Annotated in this window: 14 protein-coding genes; 10 read left to right on the top strand and 4 right to left on the bottom strand. The window is 60.1% G+C overall.

Translation table 11 applies throughout. The features are described from left to right. Window positions 1-31 precede the first annotated feature (31 nt). From FY528_RS02330 to FY528_RS02315, 4 genes are all read right to left on the bottom strand, one after another. Complete coding sequence (locus tag FY528_RS02330) at window positions 32-1,099, bottom strand: Ldh family oxidoreductase (RefSeq protein WP_149069394.1); 1,068 nt, start codon at window positions 1,097-1,099, stop codon at window positions 32-34. 92 nt (window positions 1,100-1,191) lie between these two features. Next, window positions 1,192-2,145: a Ppx/GppA phosphatase family protein gene (locus FY528_RS02325; protein WP_149069393.1), complete on the bottom strand. Its 954-nt coding sequence runs from the start codon at window positions 2,143-2,145 to the stop codon at window positions 1,192-1,194. Beyond that, window positions 2,142-2,567 (bottom strand): GNAT family N-acetyltransferase, encoded by a 426-nt coding sequence (locus tag FY528_RS02320; RefSeq protein ID WP_187631961.1) that lies wholly within the window; start codon window positions 2,565-2,567, stop codon window positions 2,142-2,144. The genes FY528_RS02325 and FY528_RS02320 overlap by 4 nt, the downstream gene beginning before the upstream one ends. Window positions 2,568-2,672: 105 nt before the next feature. Beyond that, window positions 2,673-3,557 (bottom strand): class I SAM-dependent methyltransferase, encoded by an 885-nt coding sequence (locus FY528_RS02315; protein WP_149069391.1) that lies wholly within the window; start codon window positions 3,555-3,557, stop codon window positions 2,673-2,675. Window positions 3,558-3,994: 437 nt separating this feature from the next. Between FY528_RS02315 and dapF the strand changes: the two genes are divergently transcribed. The 10 genes from dapF (at window position 3,995) to FY528_RS02265 (ending at window position 15,346) form a co-directional block, all read left to right on the top strand. After that, window positions 3,995-4,789 (top strand): diaminopimelate epimerase, encoded by a 795-nt coding sequence (dapF, locus tag FY528_RS02310; protein WP_149069390.1) that lies wholly within the window; start codon window positions 3,995-3,997, stop codon window positions 4,787-4,789. A 3-nt stretch (window positions 4,790-4,792) separates the two neighbouring features. Next, complete coding sequence (locus FY528_RS02305) at window positions 4,793-5,350, top strand: GNAT family N-acetyltransferase (RefSeq protein ID WP_149069389.1); 558 nt, start codon at window positions 4,793-4,795, stop codon at window positions 5,348-5,350. Window positions 5,351-5,471: 121 nt separating this feature from the next. After that, on the top strand, window positions 5,472-6,695 hold the full coding sequence (locus FY528_RS02300; protein ID WP_222931781.1) for a glycosyltransferase family 1 protein: 1,224 nt from the start codon (window positions 5,472-5,474) through the stop codon (window positions 6,693-6,695). 54 nt (window positions 6,696-6,749) lie between these two features. Beyond that, a complete protein-coding gene (glf, locus tag FY528_RS02295; protein WP_149069388.1) occupies window positions 6,750-7,928 on the top strand; it encodes a UDP-galactopyranose mutase in 1,179 nt (392 codons plus the stop codon). 236 nt (window positions 7,929-8,164) lie between these two features. Further along, on the top strand, window positions 8,165-11,572 hold the full coding sequence (secA, locus tag FY528_RS02290) for a preprotein translocase subunit SecA (protein ID WP_149069387.1): 3,408 nt from the start codon (window positions 8,165-8,167) through the stop codon (window positions 11,570-11,572). Window positions 11,573-11,658: 86 nt separating this feature from the next. Then, window positions 11,659-12,345, top strand: coding sequence for a deoxyribose-phosphate aldolase (deoC, locus tag FY528_RS02285; protein WP_149069386.1), 687 nt, complete (start codon window positions 11,659-11,661; stop codon window positions 12,343-12,345). Beyond that, complete coding sequence (locus FY528_RS02280; RefSeq protein ID WP_149069385.1) at window positions 12,323-12,871, top strand: sporulation protein; 549 nt, start codon at window positions 12,323-12,325, stop codon at window positions 12,869-12,871. Before deoC ends, FY528_RS02280 begins: the two co-directional genes overlap by 23 nt. Window positions 12,872-12,876: 5 nt before the next feature. Further along, window positions 12,877-13,272: a hypothetical protein gene (locus tag FY528_RS02275; RefSeq protein WP_149069384.1), complete on the top strand. Its 396-nt coding sequence runs from the start codon at window positions 12,877-12,879 to the stop codon at window positions 13,270-13,272. 63 nt (window positions 13,273-13,335) lie between these two features. Then, window positions 13,336-14,568: a M20 metallopeptidase family protein gene (locus FY528_RS02270; RefSeq protein ID WP_149069383.1), complete on the top strand. Its 1,233-nt coding sequence runs from the start codon at window positions 13,336-13,338 to the stop codon at window positions 14,566-14,568. Next, window positions 14,561-15,346 (top strand): hypothetical protein, encoded by a 786-nt coding sequence (locus tag FY528_RS02265; protein ID WP_149069382.1) that lies wholly within the window; start codon window positions 14,561-14,563, stop codon window positions 15,344-15,346. The genes FY528_RS02270 and FY528_RS02265 overlap by 8 nt, the downstream gene beginning before the upstream one ends. Window positions 15,347-15,662: the final 316 nt, after the last annotated feature.

Here is a 15,662-nt window from a genome sequence, read left to right as displayed (position 1 = left end):
CGGCCGGGCCTTTTTTGTGCAACCAGCAGGACTAGAATTTCACCCCAAACTTGGCGCCGAGCATTTCCAGGTCGCGCACCACGGGCTCCAGCAGCGGAATGCCGTCGAGCAACCGTTGTGCGGAGGTTTCACGCTCCGGGTCGCCGGGGATGAGTACCTGCTGGCCCGGCACAGCCTGGGCACCCCGGAAAGTAGTAATCCAGTTATCCATGTGGGCCTTGAACTCGTCGGCAGGGCGGAAGGCATCGACGCGCATAGCCCCGAAAAAGTGGCCGAGACCCTGGCCTACCGGGTTGGCCGAGGGCTGCAGGAAGGCTACAAACGGGGGCACCCAGGGCCCGTAGTTGGCCCCGCTCAGCACTGCCGAAAAAATATCGACCACGGCGCCCAGGCCATAGCCCTTGTGCGAGCCGGTGGCTCCGCCCAGCGGAAGTAGTGCCCCGCCATTCTTCACAGCATTGGCGTCAGAGGAGCCGGCGCCGGTGGCATCCTGGGCCCAGCCTTCGGGAATGGGCAGCTGCTTGCGCTGGGCTATTTCGAGCTTGCCATTGGCAGCCGTTGTTGTGGCCATATCCAGCACAAAATCGGGCTGCTCGCCGGCGGGTACGGCCACGGCAATGGGGTTGGTGCCCAGCAGCCGCTCCAGCGAATACGTAGGGGCTACCAGGGGCGAGGCGTTGGTCATGGCCAGGCCAATCATGTCGTGGGCCAGGGCCTTCATGGCGTGGTAGCCGGCAATGCCGAAGTGGTTGGAGTTTTTCACCGATACCCAGCCCGTGCCTACCTGCCGGGCTTTTTCAAGGGCCACATCCATGGCTTTGGGGCCCACTACTAGGCCCAGCCCCCCGTCCCCGTCTACTACGGCCGTGCTGGGCGTTTCGTAGGTGACGCCTACCCGGGGCGTGGGGTTGATGCGGCCGGCTTCCCACAAGCGTACGTACCCAATCAGCCGGGCTACGCCGTGCGAGTCGATACCGCGCAAATCGGCCGACAGCAGGGTTTCGGTCGCCAGGGTGGCATCGGCCGCCGGGCAGCCCATGCTACGAAAAACGGCCTCGGTGAAAGAGAAAAGGTGCGTGTAGGAAAAGGTAGTGGTCATGAGAAGGGCGTTGGCTCAAAAGAGGAGACTGTCAGGCGCAGGGTAGGCGGGAAGGGGTACCCTGCTGAGCGGAGTTGGTTTTTGCTGCCATACTACCCTTCCAGCAGCTCGGCCAGCAGCCCTTCCTTCAGCGCGTAGGAGGAAGCCGTAATGCCGGACAGCTGGTAAGTGTCGAGCACGAAATCGATGAGCACGCAGGCCACCACAATCATGTCGGCGCGCAGGGGCGTCATGCCGGGCAAGGCCAGGCGGCCGGCGTGGTTGAGGGAGGTGAGCTGGGCGTAGCTGGCGCGGAAGCTGGCGCCGGAAATAGTCGTGGCAGGGGCCGCTTTGCCCACCAATTCGGGCTGACCGTTGCGGGCCGCCTGCAGGTCGCAGAGGGTATCGAAGGTGCCACTGGCGCCTACCAGGGCAACGGGTGCGTGCGTGGCTATTGCGGCACTCAAGGGCGTCAGTACATCGGCCAAGTAGGCTTTTTCGGCTTGGATGTCGGCCTCAGTAAGCGGGTCGTGGTGGAAAAACTTGTCCAACAGCCGTTGGGCCCCAATTTCAAAGCTCTGCTTCCAGAAAATCGAGTCGGCGTTGGCCAGGATGAATTCGACCGAGCCGCCGCCAATATCCATGAGCAAATGCGTGGCCGGGCCCAGGGGCACGGCCTGCCGGATGCCTTTGGCAATGAGCTCGGCCTCCCGGTCCCCAGGAATAACCTCCACCCGGATGCCGGTTTGCTCGAAGATTTCCTGCACCAGTTCCGGGCCGTTGCGGGCTACGCGCATGGCGCTGGTGGCCGTAGCACGCACTTCGGTTACCTGGTGCAGCTCAATTTCTTCCTGGAAAGCGGCCAGCGTGTGCAATGCCCGGGCATAGGGCTCCGGGGCAATTTCGCCCCGACTAATGCCGCCCTCGCCCAGCTTCACGCCCACTTTGGTACGCAGCAATACCACCGGTTCCTGGTGACGGGGCTCGGGCAGCTCCACAATCAGCAGGTGGAAGGTGTTGGTGCCCATGTCAATCAGGGCCAGGCGGCGGTGGCGGGGTGCGTTCATGCGGATAGGTCTTTTTCGAGCACCAGTAAATGTTGGCAGAGAATTCCATCTTCCCAGATGGGCTCGGGATACTGCTGAGTAAAGAAATGGAGCTGTAAATCCACCATAGCAAAACCTGACTTCTGATACAAAGCCAATGGCCCTAGACTGCTGTTGCCGGTACACACCCGCAAAGTACAGATACCTTGCTGCTGAGCCTGTTCTTCTGCATACTTGAGCAGAGCTTTGCCTACGCCCCGGCCTTGACAGTTGGGGGCCACGGCGAGGTTGCGTATTTCGGCCCGGACATGGGTCTGCGGCTGCACCACGCATATACCCACAACGGTATTGCCCGATTCTGCTAGGTATACTTGGCTCTCCTGAATGTAGCTATGCACGAGTTCCTCAGCTGGGTCGGCTAAGAGCAGAAGCTTCCAAGGCAAGGGCTCTGAGGGTAACCGCACACGAATTATAATGGAGAAAAGCGACATAAGGCTACACAAGGACCGGCGAACAGCTTACTATTGCAGGCAAGAGTAAGTCAGGAATTAGTTGGCGAACCGGCAGAACGTGCCCAGGGGTAGCTTGCGGGCAGCTTGGTCGTGCAGGTAGATTTCCCCTATTTCGCGGGTGAGGTGGGTTTTCGGGAAGATGTCCGTCACGAGGTTGTCCAGGATCAGGGCCGAGAAACCCAGGGAGTACAGGTTGATGAGGAAAAAGTGGTCCTCGGGGTCGAGCAGCTGCTGGCAGAGCTTGAGCATTTCATTGAGCTGGTCTTCCAGCTGCCACTTTTCCCCATTCGGCCCGCGGCCGTAGGCGGGCGGATCCAGAATCAGCCCCTGGTACTTGTTGCCGCGCTTTACCTCGCGCTGCACGTATTTCCAGGCATCTTCTACCAGCCAGCGCACCCCGTCGAGGGAACTGGCTTCCATGTTGTCGCGGGCCCAGAAGTTCACCTGTTTTACGGAGTCGAGGTGCGTCACGTCGGCCCCGGCGGCGCGGGCGGCTAGGGTGGCGGCGCCGGTGTAGGCAAACAGGTTGAGTACCCGGGGTACGGCTGCCCGGCGCTGGCGCGTTTGCTCGTAGATGAACTGCCAGTTGGGGTCCTGCTCGGGAAACAAGCCCACGTGCTTAAACGAGGACAGCCCCAGCCGGAACTTCAGCTTCAGGCCGTCGGGCCGCTCGTAGCCAATTACCCACTGCTCGGGCATACCAGGCTTTAGCTTCCATTGGCCCCGTTCCTGGCTGCCTTTTTCGCGGGTGAAGGAGGCGTGGGCCCGCTGCCACTCGCTGGCCGGCAGCTTGGGGTCCCACACGGCCTGGGGCTCGGGGCGGGCCAGCACGTAGCGGCCGAAGCGCTCCAGCTTTTCAAAGTTGCCGGCGTCCAGCAGTTCGTAATCGGCCCAGGGGCTGGTGGTCAGGAAGGAGTACATGCCCGCAAAGGTAACGAAGGGAAGAACGGACGCCACCGTATTGGCTGGTTGTCCCCGCAGGACCTCAAGTTACCCTCGGAGGACAACTAGATGTCCTCCCGGGGCATCGGGTTGTCCTCGGAGGACATCTGGTTGTTTCCGGATGACCGACGGATAGGTTCGGGCAACATCGGGTTGTCCCCCGAAGCCCTCCGTTGGTCCTCGGGGGACATCGGGTGGTCTTCCGAAGACCAACGGAGGGCTTTGGGGGAGGTCTGGTTGACCTCCGAGGTCAGTGGGGTATCTTTGGAAGCTGCCGCCCGTGCCCGGCAGCCTGCCTCACCTGAAACCGTGCGGGTAGCGCATCCTGGTGTACTTTTGCTGACCGGCCGAAATCAACCCAGGGAGCCGGCGCGCTGCTGGACGCAAGCTCTTCCCTGGCAGTAACCAACCCCGTCATGACGCTTCACTTCTATAAATACCAGGGCACCGGCAACGACTTCGTGATGGTGGACGACCGCGCCCGGCAGTTTCCCGCCGAAGACCACGCCTTGGTACGCCGCCTCTGCGACCGGCGCCTGGGCATTGGAGCTGATGGGCTCATTTTACTGCGCCTGCTCGATGGCTACGACTTTGAGATGGTGTACTTCAACGCCGATGGGTACCTAGGCTCCATGTGCGGTAACGGGGGGCGCTGCACCGTGGCATTTGCCCAACAGCTGGGCGTGATAGGGGAGGCCACCACCTTTCTGGCCGCCGATGGTCCGCACGAAGCGCGCATCGACCAGGCCGATGGCACCGTGCACCTGCGCATGCAGGATGTGCTGGGGCAGCAGGCCGTGGAAGAAGATGTTTTTCTGGATACCGGCTCCCCCCACCTGGTCCGCTTTCTGCCCGCCAGCACCCTGGCCGAGCTGAACGTGTTTGCCGAAGGCCGCGCCATCCGTTACAATGACCGGTTTCGGGAACGGGGCACCAACGTCAACTTCGTAGAATCGCCTACCGCTCCCGATCAGCCCTGGCAGGTGCGTACCTATGAGCGGGGCGTGGAGAACGAGACCTTTTCCTGCGGTACTGGCGTCACGGCCGTAGCGTTGGCGGCTTCGCGGCGCGGGGCCAGCAGCCCCGTGCACCTGCGCACCCCGGGCGGCGACCTGCGCGTGACCTTCGAAACCCGGCCCGATGGCTCTTTCACGCAGGTGTACCTCAGCGGCCCTGCCACCCGCGTGTTTGAGGGCACCGTAACTATTTAGCGTATGCTGGGCAACGACGTGGTGTTCCTGCGGGCCCTCGAAGCCGAAGACCTGGACTTTCTGTACGCCCTGGAAAACGACGCCGACCTGTGGGGCGTGTCCGATACGCTGGCGCCCGTGTCGCGCCACTTGCTACGCCAGTATCTGGAGCACGCCGGCGCCGATTTTCACCAGGTACGCCAGCTGCGGCTGGTCATTGGTAGCCAGGCCACGGGCCAGGCGGTAGGCACCGTCGATTTGTTTGACTTCAGCCCCCTGCACCAGCGGGCCGGCGTGGGCATCACGGTGCTGGCGGCCGCACGGCGCCACGGCTACGCCCACGCGGCCTTGCAGCTGCTACTGCCCTATGCCCGGCATACGCTACGCCTGCACCAGCTCTACTGCTCGGTGGCTACCCGGAACCGGGCAAGTCAGCAGCTGTTTGAGAAAATAGGATTTTCACGGGTAGGAGTGCGCCGTCAATGGCTCCATATGGCGGATGGTTGGCAGGATGTTGTAGAATACCAATATGTGTTTTCTGGTATAGATGAGCTTGTTTCAGGCGGATTAAGGGCGGGTTAAAAATTTCAACTCCCGCAACGTATCCTTTTAAGTGAATTGGGCGTAAGCTAGAAGGCTTACCGGAACGTGTTGTAGTATTCCAGGGAGTCCGGGCGGCAGTTCACCTTTTATCATCGTCTGTATGCCATCCACGACCTCGGTCGAAGCGCCCGTGCGCGCCTCTCACCCGACGCCAACGCCCAACCAATCCGCGCTGAATTCTACGAGTACTACACCTACTGCCCTTCCCGATTTAGTTTGTTTCGCGCACCTGCACTGGGATTTTGTGTGGCAGCGCCCCCAGCACCTGTTGTCGCGCTTTGCCCAGGTTGGCCGGGTATTCTACGTGGAGGAGCCCTTCTTTCACAACGACGACCTGATTGAGCCGCATATCGAGGTAAAAGACCGGCAAAACGGCGTGAAAGTGGTGGTGGCCCACTTGCCCCAGCGCCTGCGGGGGCAGGAAGATGCCGCCGATGCAGCCCAGGCCGACGTACTGACGCGCTTTTTCGCCGATACCAACCTCAACAAGTATATCTTCTGGTACTATACGCCCATGGCCTTGGCCAAGTCGCGTCATCTGTCACCTGTGCTTACCGTGTACGACTGCATGGATGAGCTGGCGGCCTTCAAGTTTGCACCTCCGGCCTTGCGGGAGCGGGAGCAGGAGCTGTTCCGAAAAGCCGATCTGGTGTTCACGGGCGGCCACACGCTCTACGAAGCCAAAAGTTTGCAGCACGCCGATGCGCATCCCTTCCCCAGTTCCATCGATAAAGACCACTTCGGGCAGGCCCGTCAGGAAATGCCCGAGCCCGCCGACCAGGCCGGTATTGCGCACCCGCGCATTGGCTTTTTTGGGGTGGTAGATGAGCGACTGGATATTGCCCTGCTGGGGGAGTTGGCTGCGGCCCATCCCGAGTGGCAGTTCGTTATCATCGGGCCCGTGGTCAAGATTGACCCGGCCCTGCTGCCCCGCACGGAAAACATCCACTACCTCGGTGGCAAAGACTACCAGGAACTGCCCGCTTATCTGCGCGGCTGGGATGTGGCCACCTTGCTTTTCGCCGATAACGAAAGCACAAAATTCATTTCGCCCACCAAAACGCCGGAGTACCTGGCCGCTGGCAAGCCCGTGGTAAGCACGCCCATCCGTGACGTGGTACGGCCCTACGGCGACCTGGACTTGGTGCAGATAGCTGCTACGGCTGAGGAGTTTGGTACCGCCATTGAGCGGGCCCTGGCGCAAAACACCGATACCGACTGGCGCCACCGGACGGACGAATACCTGAAAACCATCAGCTGGGACCTCACTTGGCAGCAAATGGTGGACCTGATGACGCAGCGTCTTGCCAACAAGCCGGCCTAACCTGCGTACTAGTACCTGATAACGACCTGTTTCCCACAACCCAAGCCCTAGCATATGTTTGATTATCTCATCGTCGGAGCCGGGTTTGCCGGTAGCGTCCTAGCCGAGCGGCTGGCCACTCGCAGCAACAAAAAAGTACTCATTATTGATAAGCGCAACCACATTGCCGGCAACGCTTACGACCATTACAATGAGGAAGGTATTCTGGTACATAAGTACGGGCCGCACATCTTTCACACCAACTCGAAGGACGTATTCGAGTACTTATCCAACTTCACCGACTGGCGCCCTTACGAACACCGCGTATTGGCCTCGGTAGATGGCCAGCTGGTGCCCATGCCCATCAACCTCGATACCATCAACAAGCTCTATGGCCTGTCGCTGAACTCCTTTGAGGTCGAGCAGTTCTTTGAGTCGGTGGCTGAGCAGGTGCCGGTTATCAAGACCTCCGAAGATGTAGTCGTAAGCAAGGTAGGGCGTGAGCTGTACGAGAAGTTCTTCAAGAACTACACCCGCAAGCAGTGGGGCATGGACCCCTCGGAGCTGGACAAGTCGGTGACCTCGCGCGTGCCCACCCGCACCAACCGCGACGACCGGTACTTCACCGACACGTACCAGGCTATGCCGCTACACGGCTATACGCGCATGTTCGAGCGGATGCTCGACCACCCCAACATCAGCATTATGCTGAACACCGACTACCACGACGTAGTGGACTTCATTCCCTTCAAGGAAATGATTTTCACGGGCCCGGTAGACGAGTATTTCGACTTCAAATTCGGTAAGCTGCCTTACCGCTCCCTGGAGTTCAAGCACGAAACCCTGAACGTGGAGCAGCAGCTCGCCGCGCCGGTCGTGAACTACCCCAACGACAACCTGTACACGCGCATCACCGAGTTCAAGGCCCTCACCGGCCAGAAGCACCCCAAAACGGCGCTGGTGTATGAATACCCGAAAGCTGAAGGTGACCCGTACTACCCCGTACCTCGTCTGGAAAATGCTGATCTGTACAACAAGTACAAGAAGCTGGCCGATGAAACGCCCAATGTTCACTTCGTAGGCCGCCTTGCTACCTACAAGTACTACAACATGGACCAGGTAGTGGCGCAGGCCCTGACCCTCTACAAAAAGCTCACCGACAAGCCCATTGAAAAGGCCGCTACGACGCCGCCCATTACGGGCTCGGCCTCCATCATGGAAAAAATTCTGCCCCGGACTCCGGCCAAGGAATAGTGAAGTGGTGAAACAGAGCGTTTGAGGTGCAGAATGCGCAGTCTGCGTGAATAGCGCCGACTGCGCATAAAATCCGCTATTTCATTGGCTAACCATCTCTTCGATTGCCAATGTGTCTGTTCAAACGAAACCCCGCACACTCTTTGAGGTGTTGGGGTTTCGTCGTTTCAAGGGATTCCCGAAAAACGCCGTAAATTTGAGTTACGCTGCGGCGTTTTCAGTCAATATCTACCAGCATGTTTGATTTCATAGGGAAGGCAGTTGCCAAAGTGTTCGGTTCTAAGTCCGAGCGGGATTTGAAAGAGATTCTGCCGTATGTGGCACTCATCAACGCCGAATATGCCAAACTGGCACCGCTTACCGACGACCAGCTCCGCCAGCACTCCGCCGACGTACGGGCCCGCATTGACGAACGGCTGAAGGGCATTGACGACCAGCTGGGTGCCTTGCACCAGCGCATCACCGACGAGCCCAATCTGGATATTGTCGAGAAGGAGAAAATCTTCGACCAGATTGATATTCTCGAAAAGCAGCGCAACAAAGACCTGGAAGTGGTGCTGATGGAGGTGCTGCCCGCAGCCTTCGCCACTGTGAAGGAAACCGCCCGCCGCTACAAGGAAAACGGCCAGCTGGTAGTTACCGCTACGGATTTTGACCGGGAAATTGCCCGCCGCAAGAGCAACGTGACCATTCAGGGCGACCAGGCTATCTGGAGCAATAAATGGCTGGCCGGCGGGGCCGAAATCACCTGGGACATGGTACACTACGACGTGCAGCTGATTGGCGGCGTGGTGCTGCACCAGGGCAAAATTGCTGAAATGGCAACCGGCGAGGGTAAGACGCTGGTATCAACCCTACCCGCCTTCCTCAACGCCCTGGCCCGCCGCGGCGTGCACCTGGTAACGGTGAACGACTACCTAGCCAAGCGTGACTCCGAGTGGAATGCCCCCTTGTTCGAGTTCCACGGCATCACCGTTGACTGCATCGACAAGCACCAGCCCAACACCGATGCCCGCCGCAAAGCCTACCTAGCCGACATCACCTACGGCACCAACAACGAATTCGGCTTCGACTACCTACGCGACAACATGGCCCGCGAAACCGGCGAGCTGGTGCAGCGCAAGCACCACTACGCCATGGTGGACGAAGTAGACTCCGTACTGATTGACGATGCCCGTACCCCGCTCATCATCTCGGGCCCGGTGCCCCGCGGCGACGTACACGAGTTTCATATCCTGAAGCCCCGCATCGAGCGGCTGGTGAACGAGCAGAAAAAGCAGGTGCAGGACTACCTGGTGCAGGCGCGCAAGCTCATCAAAGAAGGCAACGATGGCCCCAAAGAAGGGGAGGGCGGCCTGATGCTGTTCCGCGCCTACCGCGGCCTGCCCAAGAGCAAGCCACTCATCAAGTTCCTCTCGGAAACCGGCATGCGCGCCGTGTTGCAGAAAGTAGAAAACTACTATATGCAGGACAACTCCCGTCAGATGCCGGAGGCCGACAAGCCGCTGTTTTTCACCATCGACGAAAAGAACAACCAGATTGAGCTGACTGAAAAAGGCATTGACCTGATTACGGCCCAGGGCGAAGACCCGCACCTGTTTATCATGCCCGACATCGGGTCGGAAATTGCGGCCATTGAGAAAAGCGCCGTCATTTCGGAGGAAGATAAGCTGCACCAGAAGGAAAAGCTCATCAACGACTACCAGGAGAAATCGGAGCGGGTACACACCGTGAACCAGCTGCTGAAAGCCTACACCCTGTTTGAGCGCGACGACCAGTACATCCTGACCGACGACGGCAAGGTGAAAATCGTGGATGAGCAGACGGGCCGCGTGATGGAAGGCCGCCGCTACTCCGACGGGCTGCACCAGGCCATTGAAGCCAAGGAAAACGTGCGCGTGGAAGACGCCACCCAGACCTACGCTACCGTGACGCTGCAGAATTACTTCCGCATGTACCACAAGCTGGGCGGCATGACGGGTACGGCCGAAACCGAAGCCGGCGAGTTCTGGGAAATCTACAAGCTCGACGTAGTCGTGATTCCGACCAACCGCGGCATCTCGCGCAAGGACGAGCACGACAAGGTCTACAAAACGGTGCGCGAGAAGTACAACGCCGTGGCCGAGGAAATCCAGACGCTGGTGAAAGCCGGCCGCCCGGTGCTCGTGGGTACCACGTCGGTGGAAATTTCGGAGCTGGTGAGCCGCATGCTCAAGCTGCGTAACATCCCGCACCAAGTCCTGAACGCCAAGCAAAACCAGCGCGAAGCCGAGATTGTGGCCGCCGCTGGCCACCCCGGCACCGTCACCATTGCCACCAACATGGCCGGCCGTGGTACCGACATCAAGCTGCGCGGCACCGCCAAAGAATCGGGCGGACTGGCCATTATTGGTACGGAGCGCCACGAAAGCCGCCGCGTAGACCGGCAGCTGCGGGGCCGCGCCGGCCGCCAGGGCGACCCGGGTTCTTCGCAGTTCTTCGTGAGCCTGGAAGACAACCTGATGCGTTTGTTCGGCTCGGAGCGCATTGCCAAGCTCATGGACCGCATGGGCCTGGAAGAAGGCGAAGTAATCCAGCACTCCATGATTACGAGCTCCATTGAGCGCGCCCAGAAGAAGGTCGAAGAAAACAACTTCGGCATTCGCAAGCGCCTGCTGGAGTACGACGACGTGATGAACGCCCAGCGCGAAGTGGTGTACAAGCGCCGCCGCAACGCCTTGTTTGGGGAGCGGCTGGAACTGGACGTGTGGAACATGATTTACGACGTCTGCGAAGACATCGTAACGGCCCACAAAACCTCCAACGACTTCGAGGACTTCAAGCTGGCCGTGATTCGCCTGTTCAGCTACGATACCCACCTCACGGCCCAGGAGCTAAGCAGCATGCCCGCGCCCCAGCTCACGCAAAAGCTCTACGACGAGGCCCTCGGCTACTACGAGGACAAGAGCAACGTGATTGGCGAGCATTCTATGCCGCTCATCAACGACCTCATTGCCCAAAACGCGCCCTTCGAAAACATTGCGGTACCCTTCACCGATGGGCGCAAGCAAGTGCAGTCGGTGGTGAACCTGCGCCGCGCCCAGGCCACCAACGGCCAGGAGCTCATCCGGGGCATGGAAAAGGTGGTGACGCTGGCCGTTATCGACGAAGCCTGGACCAAGCACCTGCGCGCCATGGACGACCTGAAGCAAGTGGTGCAGAACGCCGTGTACGAGCAGAAAGACCCGTTGCTGATTTACAAGTTCGAGTCATTTGAGCTGTTCAAGCGCATGATTGCGAAAGTGAACGAGGAAACGGTACACTTCCTGTTCCGCGCCGATATTCCGATGCAGGCCGGCGACGCTGGTATAGAGGAGCCCGAGTTCTACGTGGAAGACGAAATTCCGCAGGCCGCGCCCCAGCCCAAGCTGCGCGCCGAAAAAGAGGTTTCGTCGGCTTCGCTGGGCGCTGGCCCCGAGGACCTGGAGCAGGCCGGGCAGCAGCCTCAGGTGCTGGAAAAGCAAACGCCCGCCCGCTCCCAGAAAGTAGCCAACCGCAACGACCGGGTGAGCGTGCAGTACATGGACGGCCGCATCGTGCGCGACGTGAAATACAAGAGCGTGGAAGAAGACGTGGTGAATAACCGCGCCGTTATCATCGACTAAGCTTCCCGCATCTTTGTAGTACTACTAGCCAGTGGCAGGTGAATTTCGCCTGCCACTGCTGTTTCTCCACCCTTTCCGTGCTGCGTATGCCCACTGCTGCCCCCGACTTAGCCGCCCGCATCGACCACACCCTGCTTCGCCCCGACGCCACCCGGGAACAGATTGCCCAGCTTTGCGCCGAAGCGGCCCAGTACCAATTTGCTTCCGTATGTGTGCCGCCCTGCTACGTGCGGCTGGCCGCAGAGGAACTGCATGGCTCCGGAGTACCCGTATGTACCGTGGTAGGTTTTCCGCTGGGCTATCAACTCACGAAAGTGAAGTTCTTTGAAGCCCACCAGGCCCTGAACGATGGCGCCAAGGAAGTGGACATGGTCATCAACGTAGCAGCCTTTAAATCGGGGCGGTTGAGCGAGGTGGAGGATGAAGTAGGGGAGTTGGCGGAGCTGTGCCACTTCAAGCAGGCTATCCTGAAGGTGATTATTGAAACGGCTCTGCTGACGGAGGAGGAAATCATTCAGGCCTGCCAACTGTGTACCGAAGCCGGAGCCGACTTCGTGAAAACCTCCACGGGTTTTGCCAGCCGGGGCGCTTCCGTAGCCGATATTGAGCTGATGCGCCGCCACCTGCCAGCGCACATCCGTATTAAGGCCTCGGGCGGTATCCGCACCCGGGAGGCTGCCTTGGCGCTGGTAGCTGCTGGCGCCGACCGGTTGGGCTCTTCCAATAGTATAGCTTTGCTGCTTCCTGCCGATGAAACTTCTGCTACTTCGTAACGTGCTGTTGCTTTCTGTTCTTTTCTCGCTGGGCGCCTGCGCGGCTTCGGCGCCGGCTGCTTCTACCACCGCGCCCGATACCACCCGCCAGGCTACTACCGCTACATTGCCCGCGGAGGACCTGAGCCGCTACCGGCCCGTATTTAACGCCCCCAAACCCGCTGCTGCCTTGCCGCCCAAAGCTGCTGTAGCCGTGACGCCGGTAAACCACGTGAATGCCCAGGTGGAACAGCGCCTCCGCGACCAGGCCTTCACCAACCAGAATGTGAAGTATGCCCAGGGCTTCCGCATCCTGGCCTACGTGGGCATGGAGCGGGAGCAGGCCATGAGCATCCGCCGCGAAGTTATCAGCCGCTACCCCGAGGAAACGGACTACATTACTTTCAAGCAGCCCCTCTACCGCCTCTGGGTCGGGGATTACCTGACGCGCCTGGAAGCCGAAGCTGCCCTGCTGCGCATTCGGCCGCTGGCCCCAAAAGCCGAGCTGCAACCCGCCCAAGTTCTGCTCAACAAAACCTCTTTCTAGGCCTGATGGCTACGTTGCGGCAGCTGCAGTGGGATGAGCTGGACCTGTTGCAGGGGCTTGAAGGTATACCTACGGCCGGCGAGAATGGCAGCTTCCGCTACCGGGTGCAGCAGGGCGCCCTACAGCTGCGCGTGTCGTTGTGGCCAGAGCATGGCATGGTGGACCTGACGTTGTTTGATACCCTGACCAAAGCCATTCTGCTGGACCTAACGGTGGCCGTGCGCGGGCGGATTCGCTACAACAACGATAAGCGCGGCGAGTACCTGGAGTTTGCCGATTGCCTGGTTGTGAGCCGCCTGCTAGCTACCGAGGAGCAGCTGGAAGCCGCCTTCAGCCCGAACATCCTGGGGCGTCCCATGTTGCTCACTGTCAAGCCCCACCTGAGCGTCTTGTTCGAGTAAGCTCCGCTGTCTTTTTAAGTGGCAGGTAGGCGCAAGCGGGCGGGCTTCTTACCTTGCATTGTGATGCAACACCTTCTCCCTCGCCTGAAAGAGCTGGCCGCCGCCGCCGCCGCCGAAACCGTAACCCTGCGTCAGCATCTGCACGCGCACCCGGAGCTGTCGTTTCAGGAGTTCAACACGGCTGCTTTCGTTACGGAGCAGCTGCGCCGGCTGGGGCTAAATCCGCAGCCCATGGCCACAACCGGAGTCGTGGCACTGGTTGAAGGCCGCAACCCGGGCAGCCGCGTGGTAGCCCTGCGCGCCGATATGGACGCCCTGCCCATTCAGGAGCAGAACGAGGTGTCCTACAAATCAACCAACCCCGGCGTGATGCACGCCTGCGGCCACGATGTGCATACTTCGTCGCTGCTGGGCGTGGCGCGCCTGCTCACCCAGCTGCGCGACGAGTTTGAGGGAACCGTGAAGCTTATCTTTCAGCCCGGCGAGGAAGTGCTGCCCGGCGGTGCTTCCCTCATGATTCAGGAAGGGGTATTGGAAAACCCGGCGCCCGCCAGCGTACTGGGCCAGCACGTATTCCCGATGTTGCCGGCCGGGCAGATTGGCATCCGGCCCGGCCGGTACATGGCCAGCACCGATGAGTTGTACCTGACGGTGCGTGGCAAAGGCGGCCACGGCGCCATGCCCGAAATGAACCTCGACCCGGTGCTAGTGGCTGCTCACCTTATTGTGGCCGCGCAGCAGCTGGTGAGCCGGCGGGCCAATCCGAAGCTGCCTTCTGTGCTGTCGTTTGGGAAGGTTATTGCCAACGGCGCCACCAACGTCATTCCCAACGAGGTGTATATCGAAGGCACTTTCCGCACGCTCAACGAGCAGTGGCGGGAGGAGGCCCACCAGCACCTGCGCCGCCTGTGTGAGGGGCTGGCCGACTCTATGGGGGCCGTTTGTGAGCTGGAAATCCGCCGGGGCTACCCTTACCTGGAAAACGAGCCCCAGCTCACGGCCCGCGTCCGCGCGGCGGCAGAAGAATATCTGGGCGCGGAAAACGTTATTGAGCTCGACCAGTGGATGGCGGCCGAGGATTTCGCCTATTTCTCCCAAGCCACTAGTGCCTGTTTCTACCGGTTGGGTACCCGGGCGGCCGATGGCCGCCACGCCTCCTCCGTGCACACGCCTACCTTCGACGTGGACGCCCACGCCCTGGAGGTAGGACCGGGGCTAATGGCCTGGCTGGCCCTAAAGGAGCTAGCCTCGCTGGAACCCGTCACCGTCACTCATTCCGAAGCCGCCCATGCATAAATCTATTGTACTTGGAGCTACCACGCTGCTGGCTGCCGGCACCGCCCAGGCGCAGAAGCACATTCGCTACGAGCTGGAGCTCTGGCCCGAAGCTCAGGTAGAATATGCCCTCCAAAGCGGCGACTACGCGTTTGTAGGCTTACGCGGCCAGCGTACCACCGATGCCGCCATTGCTAACCCGGCGGGATTCTATGGCAAACAGCTGCAGGTAGGCTACGAGCATTTCTGGAATTCTCAGTGGAGCCTCGGCGGCACGGCGCGCTACCAGCGCGTGGAAGATGCCGGCGCCTTCACCCCGGAAGGGTTTCTGCGCCACCGCGGCGACCTGGGTGGCTTCACCGTGGGCCAGCGCCTGAGCGCGGAGTACCGGTTTGCGGAAGCCGCGGACCAGAACCGGGCCAGCACCCGCCTGCGTCTCGACGTGGAACGGGCTTTTCAGATTGGCCGGAGTGTGCGCATCCGCCCGCGCCTGTCCTACGAAATGACCGCCTACCTGCGCCTGCAGCGGGCGGAAGACGAGCCCAAGGAACGCTTCATTGATTTTGGCCTGGCGCGCGGCGAAGTAGGCCTGCGCCTGACCGACTGGCTCGACTTGACGCCCTGGGCCGGCTATGCTACTGCCTACCAACTGGTATTGGGCCAGACCGACGAGGAGGGTAACCCCATTCCCGGCGGCCCCCGCAATTTTCGCACGCCCGTGCTGGGCTTAGACTTGCGGCTTACCGTTTTCCAGGGAATCCGGGTTTTCGAGCGGCGCCAGCTTCCCACGCAGCACTAGTAAGAGGTTGATATTAAGGGAAATACATTTTTTTAGAGCTTAGGCTGTATTCATTTGCATAAGTTGCAGTCCCAACGTTTATTTGTAACGAATTTTATTAAATATAGAAAAAATGGTAAAAAAACTGTTTGCGTACAGTGTGCTGCTATTAGGCTTAGTAAGCTGTGAAAAGAAAGTATTTGAGCAGGAACAATATAGCGGATTCGTGAACCGTTCGCCCTGGCTACGGGCTGCTGCGTAGAGTAGACCATGAAACCGTATTCACTCGATTTGCGCAGCCGTGTGGCGGCGGCCTGCCACGAGCCGGGCGCCAGCA

It is taken from the genome of Hymenobacter lutimineralis, assembly GCF_008271285.1.
Classification (GTDB): Bacteria; Bacteroidota; Bacteroidia; order Cytophagales; family Hymenobacteraceae; genus Hymenobacter; species Hymenobacter lutimineralis.
The sequence above is the reverse complement of the archived record's forward strand: the minus strand, read 5'-3'. Positions and strand labels throughout refer to the sequence as shown.